The 7,132-nt window shown below is 45.3% G+C and carries 11 protein-coding genes; 9 read left to right on the top strand and 2 right to left on the bottom strand.

The window, feature by feature from the left end; genetic code table 11:
- The 6 genes from VN429_RS03775 to VN429_RS03800 all read left to right on the top strand — a co-directional run.
- On the top strand, nucleotides 1–821 hold an 821-nt coding region (locus VN429_RS03775; protein ID WP_325629945.1), incomplete at its 5' end, for a TrkA C-terminal domain-containing protein.
- A gap of 2 nt (nucleotides 822–823) precedes the next feature.
- On the top strand, nucleotides 824–1,204 hold the full coding sequence (locus tag VN429_RS03780; protein WP_325629947.1) for a hypothetical protein: 381 nt from the start codon (nucleotides 824–826) through the stop codon (nucleotides 1,202–1,204).
- 5 nt (nucleotides 1,205–1,209) lie between these two features.
- Nucleotides 1,210–1,506 carry a hypothetical protein gene (locus VN429_RS03785; protein ID WP_325629949.1) on the top strand — a complete coding sequence of 99 codons (297 nt, stop codon included), beginning with the start codon at nucleotides 1,210–1,212 and terminating at the stop codon, nucleotides 1,504–1,506.
- Nucleotides 1,503–1,724, top strand: coding sequence for a hypothetical protein (locus VN429_RS03790; RefSeq protein ID WP_325629951.1), 222 nt, complete (start codon nucleotides 1,503–1,505; stop codon nucleotides 1,722–1,724). The genes VN429_RS03785 and VN429_RS03790 overlap by 4 nt, the downstream gene beginning before the upstream one ends.
- Complete coding sequence (locus VN429_RS03795; protein WP_325629953.1) at nucleotides 1,721–2,077, top strand: hypothetical protein; 357 nt, start codon at nucleotides 1,721–1,723, stop codon at nucleotides 2,075–2,077. Before VN429_RS03790 ends, VN429_RS03795 begins: the two co-directional genes overlap by 4 nt.
- Complete coding sequence (locus VN429_RS03800) at nucleotides 2,031–2,393, top strand: hypothetical protein (RefSeq protein ID WP_325629955.1); 363 nt, start codon at nucleotides 2,031–2,033, stop codon at nucleotides 2,391–2,393. Before VN429_RS03795 ends, VN429_RS03800 begins: the two co-directional genes overlap by 47 nt.
- A gap of 73 nt (nucleotides 2,394–2,466) precedes the next feature.
- On the opposite strand, the gene VN429_RS03805 is transcribed toward VN429_RS03800, so the two are convergent.
- A complete protein-coding gene (locus tag VN429_RS03805) occupies nucleotides 2,467–3,903 on the bottom strand; it encodes an MFS transporter (RefSeq protein WP_325629957.1) in 1,437 nt (478 codons plus the stop codon).
- Between the two features lie 62 nt (nucleotides 3,904–3,965).
- Between VN429_RS03805 and VN429_RS03810 the strand changes: the two genes are divergently transcribed.
- The 3 genes from VN429_RS03810 (at nucleotide 3,966) to VN429_RS03820 (ending at nucleotide 6,209) form a co-directional block, all read left to right on the top strand.
- Nucleotides 3,966–4,187: a PspC domain-containing protein gene (locus VN429_RS03810; protein ID WP_325629959.1), complete on the top strand. Its 222-nt coding sequence runs from the start codon at nucleotides 3,966–3,968 to the stop codon at nucleotides 4,185–4,187.
- A 169-nt stretch (nucleotides 4,188–4,356) separates the two neighbouring features.
- On the top strand, nucleotides 4,357–5,613 hold the full coding sequence (locus tag VN429_RS03815; protein ID WP_325629961.1) for an MBL fold metallo-hydrolase: 1,257 nt from the start codon (nucleotides 4,357–4,359) through the stop codon (nucleotides 5,611–5,613).
- 146 nt (nucleotides 5,614–5,759) lie between these two features.
- Nucleotides 5,760–6,209, top strand: a complete 450-nt coding sequence (locus VN429_RS03820; RefSeq protein ID WP_325629963.1) for a pyridoxal-dependent decarboxylase — start codon at nucleotides 5,760–5,762, stop codon at nucleotides 6,207–6,209.
- Between the two features lie 60 nt (nucleotides 6,210–6,269).
- Here VN429_RS03820 and VN429_RS03825 read toward each other — a convergent pair.
- On the bottom strand, nucleotides 6,270–7,132 hold an 863-nt coding region (locus VN429_RS03825; RefSeq protein ID WP_325629965.1), incomplete at its 5' end, for a substrate-binding periplasmic protein.

The raw sequence follows: 7,132 nt of genomic DNA on the forward strand, positions 1-7,132 counted from the left end.
GTATGGAAGAAGTTATCCTGCGGGCAATAAAACGTGCCATGCCTGGTCACGGTAGAGCACGAGTCCATAGCAGCCTGCTTACGGAAATCGGTATCGATGACAAAACCGAGGTTGAGGTTGTTACTTCCGAAGGGGCTTCAATCACTCTGACCGTGTACGCTGACGCACTCGTCGAGCAGGGCCAGATCAGGATCAGTGAGGAGGATCTCAAGAAACTCGGTATCACTGATGGCACTGATGTGCATGTCAAAAGAAAGGTTCCAGTTACTGAACAGGTCAAAGAAGCAGCCGGAGAACTTGCCGGAAAGATCAACCAGGGAGTCCAGGATATCGGGGAGACACTCTCTGAAAAGACGGCCGGTATCAGAGAAGGAACGAGTCAGGCTGCCCAAGGTATTCACGAAAAAGCCAAAGAAGTCTCTACAAAGATTGTAGAAGAGGTCACCCCAATTGGAGAAAAGATCGGGGAGGCAGGACGTGAGACTGCAGCACGTATCAAGGAACTTGTCCCGACTTCGCGATTTAATGCAGCAGTAGAGGCTGGTCTGAAATCACTTAAACCGGAAGACGCAGCAGCACTGAAAAAACTGCTTCTCGAGAGCGAGGGTGAGAAACATGCTGCCCAGGTGAAAGCTGCAACAGTAGCTGGAAGATCAATCCAGAACCTGACTATCCCCCCTGAAGTGATGATTATTGCGGTTCAACGGGCTGATGCCGTCATACCCCTGGGCGACTCGACAGTACTTGAAACTGGAGACCTCGTATACCTGGCTGGATCAGATAAGGGTCTTGAGTATACGACTAAGCTGCTGGAGGGGTAGACGTGGAAGTCACGTTTACAAACGACGGGCTTATCGGTATTGCCATCATCTTTGGAGTCATTGTCTTCATCTTCCTCATAGTTCGTGAGATCCGCCTGATGAAAACCAACAACAGGAAGCTTGAACTTGAACTCGAGCGGGAAAAACTTGGTATTCTCAAGGAAGACTCAAGTACCAAAGGGCCCTCCTTGCTCAGAATAAGTGAAGATAAACTCTCGTCGATGCGTGAACTCGAAGATCTGAATGCATCCCTTCAATCTGACATCTTTGTAAAACAGAAACTTGTTGAAGGAAGGATCCAGAAACTTGAGAATATGATCAAGGATGAGAAACTCGATAGAATGCTGACCAAGATTCAGGATGAAGAGAAGAAGATTCTGTGATGGGCATGTATCCAACATTTACCAGAACTAAGAATTATATGCAGGAACTAAGTTCACTGCCTGGATCGGTAGCCGATTCAATTCCTACTTTAGACAAACAACTCGACTCATTCTTTGACCGCAATGCTGAAGCAGTCATTGATGAGTGGGGACTTGTGACTGATGATGATCTCCGCCACCTGAAACAGAAACTTGAGTTCCTCTCATATGAAGTGGAGAGACTGGTGGTTGAGAAATCAAATCTGGAGAAACGTACTTCAGACTTGAAATTGGCAATCGAAGAACTGGAGAAGAAAGTATGAAATTAGATAACTACCTCTCCGGATATCTCGACCGCAGAATGAGCATGATCATCGAAGAGTGGCAGCTCTCCACCAGAAATGATCTCACCGATCTCACCCAGCGGTTTCACCGTGTTCAGGATGAACTTGTAGGTCTGAAGTCGTTTGAACGCGAAACCTCTACCAAACTAAGCGATCTTGAAACACGTGTCCGCCTGCTAAAGGAGAAAGTGAAATGACTCCGGAAGAGATAATTCTGATTGTTGTTCTTGCGATCCTGATAATCTTCCTGGTGTATTACTTCTTCAAGGGATCAGGTGGCAGAATTGCAATAAGCAGGCCAGTTGAAAGCAGGGTCGATGAGTACCTTGACCGGAAGTTTGAGCGGTTTGTTGAGGAGTGGTCACTGGTACGCAGACCGGTCCTGAACTCGTTCAAGGAAGATAGAAACGCAGCACTTACCCGCGATGAAGAGCGGATTGTGACACTGAAAAAATATGAGAGCGAGATGAAGACCACTCTGGAAGATCTCGAGGGTCGGCTAAATGCCCTGGAAAATTCCCTGGCAACAGAAAAATCCGGCAGGAAGTGAGCAGACAGGGAGTTTTTACTCCCATCTTCGCTCTGTGATCGGTGAGATTCGCAGACAGGGTGAACCACCGGTCAGGGATAGTGAGTCGTTTTCACGATACATCTGCGATCTCTGTCACCGGGCTGCCCCTGTACCATCATTACGGCAATGCGTGATTTGTGGGCGGTGGGCATGTCCTGACTGCTGGAAGGATGAATTTTACGTCTGCAGTTCATGTAACGGGATCATTAGGTTACACCAGATGCAATGCCCGGGTGCAGGTCCAAACCAGGAACCAGAGATAAACCCAAAGGACGAGATCGAACCCACACAATAACTATACGTATAAAACAGATCATTCAGCGCTAAATGTTGTGTGGTTTTTCTGTCATCACAGAAAAATAACTTTTTTACCCGCCTGACTTTTCTCTTCTAAAAGAGCATACCGCTCCTACAAGACATATCAGACCTCCAATACCCATAATTTGCCCGAATATTGTTGCGAGCACATGGGGATCTGCATCAAGAACCTGACCATAATATCCAGAACTTGCAAGTCCTGCAGTCAGAAGGATGGCAGTGAGCGAGATGCCTACCATAATGCCAAGATACATCAGTGTCGTAATCAGCCCTGATCCCATACCCTGAAGTGAAGGAGGGACTGCAGCCATGATCTCAATCACATTTGGTCCCTGAAATATTGCTCTGCCTATTCCGGTCGCGATAAATGAAACGATAATGAGAAGAAACTCCATGCGGTAAAATGCAATACCGCAGCCAAAATATGCAAGTCCCATAAGGGCAAGTCCGATGACCGTATATCCCCGCCACTTTGTCCGGTCGTACAGCCAGCCGAAGAAGGGAGCTGAGAGAATCATCGTAACCGGAGTGATCAATGCAATGAGACCGATATGGGAGGGAGAGAGACCCATCGCACCCTGAAAGTAAAACGGTTGGCCGGTGAGAAGGATGAAGGTTGCAGCAAGATAGAGGACAAGACTGATTGAGGGGAGAACGAATCTGGGATTTCTGAAGATGCTAAGATATAACAGAGGCTGTGAGTGAGATCGCTCACGAAGGATAAAGGCAGCAAAAAGAGTAATCCAAAGACCGAACCATAATCCCAGGTAAACAACCTGGATTGGCGGATTTGCAAGAGTATTAAAAACCATGGCTAATGCTGCCATGACGAGAACGAGGAGTATTGCACCGATATAATCGCTGAACTTGTATCCCTTCACGGTTCTATCACCTGGGAAGTAGTGAATGGCACCGAGAAAGAGCAGGATGCCCACCGGGATATTGAAGAAGAATATAAATGGCCATCCGGCTGCATCTACAATAAACCCACCAGCAGATGGTCCTACAATAAGACCGAGCGCTATCACCGCTGTGTTAAGACCCATCGCCCTTCCACGCTCATGAGGAGGGAAAATTTCGATGATCAAAGCCATGAGAACGCCCATCATCAGCGAAGCACCAAGCCCCTGTAGTACCCTGAAGAAGATCAATTCTCCGAGAGTGGTGGAAAGACCGCAGGCAAGAGAACTTATTGTAAATACCAGTATTCCGGTTTTTAGTATTCTGCCTTTACCAATCCCGGCAGATATGGTTCCAAATAATAATACTGTGCAAAGAACGGTAATTACATAACTGGTTGCTATCCATTGTGTCTGACCAACTGATGCATTCAGCAAATGTGTGATGGTAGGAAGAGCAATTGAAACGATCTGAATGTCTACAACTCCCATGAATGCACAAGCCAGGATGACAAGAAGGATGAGATGGCGATTCCTGGGAACTATAAGTTGTGTATCACCTGAAGGTGATCCGAGTTTGTCAATCATGATGAGGTCTGGTTCCATTCAGGGAGTACAATTTTTGAGTCTTGATATGAACATGATATGTCATGGTAGATAAGCGGATATACCGATCTCGAAACGATAAAATCCTGGGTGGAGTGTGCAGTGGAATTGGGCAGTACCTGGATATTGATCCGGTGATCATCAGGTTAATCGCGTTATTACTATTATTTACCTGCGGAACCGGGATCCTGATTTACATCTGTGCATGGATACTCATTCCAATGGAGCCGGAAGAAGAAGTAGTAACAGCCAGAGTGATATCCTGAATATAAAACCTGGTTAAATTATAGAACGATGCTTTACAGGTAGAATGAGAGAGAACTGAATATTTTCTGATTTTTTAGTCTTCCTGTTTGTCCAACTTTTGTGATTATTGCAGGAAATGAAGAGTGAATGCTGAGAAAATTTTATGTTCCCCAAAACTCTATCCAAGGTATGGGCGATAGATGGTTCCTGTTGCTTACCTTGCTACTGGTTCTTGGAGTATCCTGTGTTATAGTAATTGCAGAGGAGGCAACTGCGGCCTCTGTCCTTACCGGAACTGATTCCAACAGTTATCATACTAAAATAGTTCTTCTGGGTACAACTGGCGGGGTTTCCTGGTATCCGGAAACAAGGAGTGCAAGTTCTTCTTCAGCAGTTGTTGTGGGAGACACCATGTATCTTATTGACATGGGTCAGGGATCAGCAGCCCATCTATCTGAGGCGTTCAATACTGGTGATTTTGTTAATACTCCAACTGGGAGAGTCGAAAACGGGTCATCAACCTTTCTCTCCCATGCAAGAGCCCTGTTCTTCACTCATCTGCATCAGGATCATACAGCAGATTATCCAAGTCTTCTCCTTATCGGACCAGGAGCAGGGCTTGGAACTACCATTGATCAAAAAACCGGAGAGACAAAAATATCACCATTACTGGTTTTCGGACCAGGTAACCGTGGAGAACTTGATACAGACAAGACCAACTATACCGAGAGAGGAGGTACAATACTATACACTGACACATCTGATCCCAAGGATGTCACACCAACACCCGGACTCAGGCAGATGACTCATATTATATGGCAGGCATTTGCCCAGAGTATCAACGATATGACTCTTGATGATGGATATCGTGATTTCACTAAACTTATCACGGTAAAAGAGATAGGTGGATCAGAAGCAGATGATATTCATCTGCCGGTGGCTATATCCGATCCAAATAATGGGACATGTCCATCCATGGATCCGTTTGAGGTCTACTCTGACAAAAATGTAAATGTTACAGCAACTCTTGTGGATCACCATCAGGTATATCCTGCTCTTGCGTACCGCTTTGATACATCAGATGGTTCAATAGTTTTTTCAGGTGATACTGGCCCTGATACAAATGGAAACCTGCAAAAACTTGCATCCGGTGCTGATGTTCTCGTCCATGAGGTTATTGATCCAGCCTGGATCGATCTGAAGTTTGGAGATCCGAAACCCGGGAGCCAGATGGCAGCTCTTAAAGAACATATGCTCTCTTCACATACTTCAATCGATAAAGTTGGTTCCGTTGCTGAATCATGCAGGGTTAAGACCCTAGTGCTCAATCACATTGTTCCCGGCAATACACCGGAGGAACATCTTGAGAAGGTTAAAGAGAATACAACAGTAAAAGTCATCATCGGTGAGGATCTCATGCAGATCGGCGTTGGAAGACCTGTCTGAATAAGATAATCCCAAATCTGTTTTAACAATTCTATTTGTACCTCTCGTATCCGGTCGCATGTATTCTTATTAGAAATGGAGATGAACACCGCCAGGCCTTCTCTTTCACTCCGACATACCTTGCTCACGGGTAAGGGGAACGAGGGTTGACAGGTGTTGATGTGCCATGGCTCTCCGACTATGGGTTTGAAATATCCAGGGGATTTCATGCCCTCAAGGTCTGGATGACGCTCAAAGAAAATGGAACAGCCAAATACGGACGTCTTATTCAACAAAATATTGACCAGGCCCAATACCTTTCGGATCTGGTCACCGCCAACCCAAAACTGGAACTGGCAATGCCGGTCTCCTTAAATATTGTAAATTTCAGGTATGTCATACCCGGAGCCGTGACGTCTTCCCTGAATATCCTGAACAAAGAGATAGAGATAGAACTCCAGGAGCAGGGGATTGCTGTCTCATCAATAGTAAGCATTCGAGACAAAAATTACCTGCATGTTGCGATAACAAATCATCGCAGCAAAAGAGAGGCCTTTGATCTCCTGGTCCAGGAGGTTATCAGGATCGGGGATACCCTCCAAAAAAAGCAGATTTAATAGTCTGATTTCATATGAAAAGAAGTTGGAGGTGGATAGATACAATCAACTCCTGCTGAATTATTTACTCTTGCTAATAATATTCAAATCAGTGTTCGGGATATACTGCCCAAGGATCTGATCATATCTGCTCACTCCGGTCTCATTCTTCTGCTGTTTCAGTTCATCGAGAGCCTTCTGATATGAACCGACTGTTGCATCTGAAACATCCTTGCTGAAAGCATAATAGATTCCTACTCCTTCGAGTGGATATACCGGAGCAAATGAATCATAATTGCCAGTTATCTGGCCGATATAATATTGTCCTGTGATTTCAGGATATGCCCAGAGATCAATCTTCTTGTCATGTGTCATTGAGATGAGATCCGATATGGTATCTGCTGTGACAATACTGCTTTCATTCACACCCTTGGCAAGAAGTTGGGAGACTGAAGCATCCCCGGATATTGCACCAATTCTTAAGTTTTTCAAATTTTCAGGAGAATCTACCGTAATGGGTGATTCATTGGGAGCGAACAGAACATACCGTTCAATGGATATCGGTCCTACCCATTTAAACAGGTTTTCACGCTCAGGGATTCGTGCAGTTGAGAAGATGACCGTGTTGGTTCCATTAAGGGCAGCCTCGTAGCCCTCTTCCCATGGAACGACGTGTATCATATCAGGAGAGAGATTTAATCCTGATTTTGCGCTGATTTCATTAAGAATATCTATAGTAAATCCTTTTACAGACCCATTCTCCTGATAATTATATGGTGGGAGTTGTTCAGTATAGAGCGTCAGACATTGCGTTTGCTGTACAGGAGATACAGAAGAAAGTGTATCCTCTGCCAAAACCCCCCCAATAGAGACAATTAGAACCGTTGTCATAATCGCAAGAAGCAGATATGATGGTTGTAGAACATGAGACATGAAACGAAGTT

It is taken from the genome of Methanospirillum sp. (assembly GCF_035560735.1).
Taxonomy (GTDB): domain Archaea; phylum Halobacteriota; class Methanomicrobia; order Methanomicrobiales; family Methanospirillaceae; genus Methanospirillum.

Bases quoted from the DNA above. Each gene is read 5' to 3' on its own strand.
- VN429_RS03785 (WP_325629949.1), top strand. From the start codon at position 1,210: ATGTATCCAACATTTACCAGAACTAAGAATTATATGCAGGAACTAAGT.
- VN429_RS03790 (WP_325629951.1), top strand. From the start codon at position 1,503: ATGAAATTAGATAACTACCTCTCCGGATATCTCGACCGCAGAATGAGC.
- VN429_RS03795 (WP_325629953.1), top strand. From the start codon at position 1,721: ATGACTCCGGAAGAGATAATTCTGATTGTTGTTCTTGCGATCCTGATA.
- VN429_RS03800 (WP_325629955.1), top strand. From the start codon at position 2,031: ATGCCCTGGAAAATTCCCTGGCAACAGAAAAATCCGGCAGGAAGTGAG.
- VN429_RS03805 (WP_325629957.1), bottom strand. From the start codon at position 3,903: ATGATTGACAAACTCGGATCACCTTCAGGTGATACACAACTTATAGTT.
- VN429_RS03810 (WP_325629959.1), top strand. From the start codon at position 3,966: ATGGTAGATAAGCGGATATACCGATCTCGAAACGATAAAATCCTGGGT.
- VN429_RS03815 (WP_325629961.1), top strand. From the start codon at position 4,357: ATGGGCGATAGATGGTTCCTGTTGCTTACCTTGCTACTGGTTCTTGGA.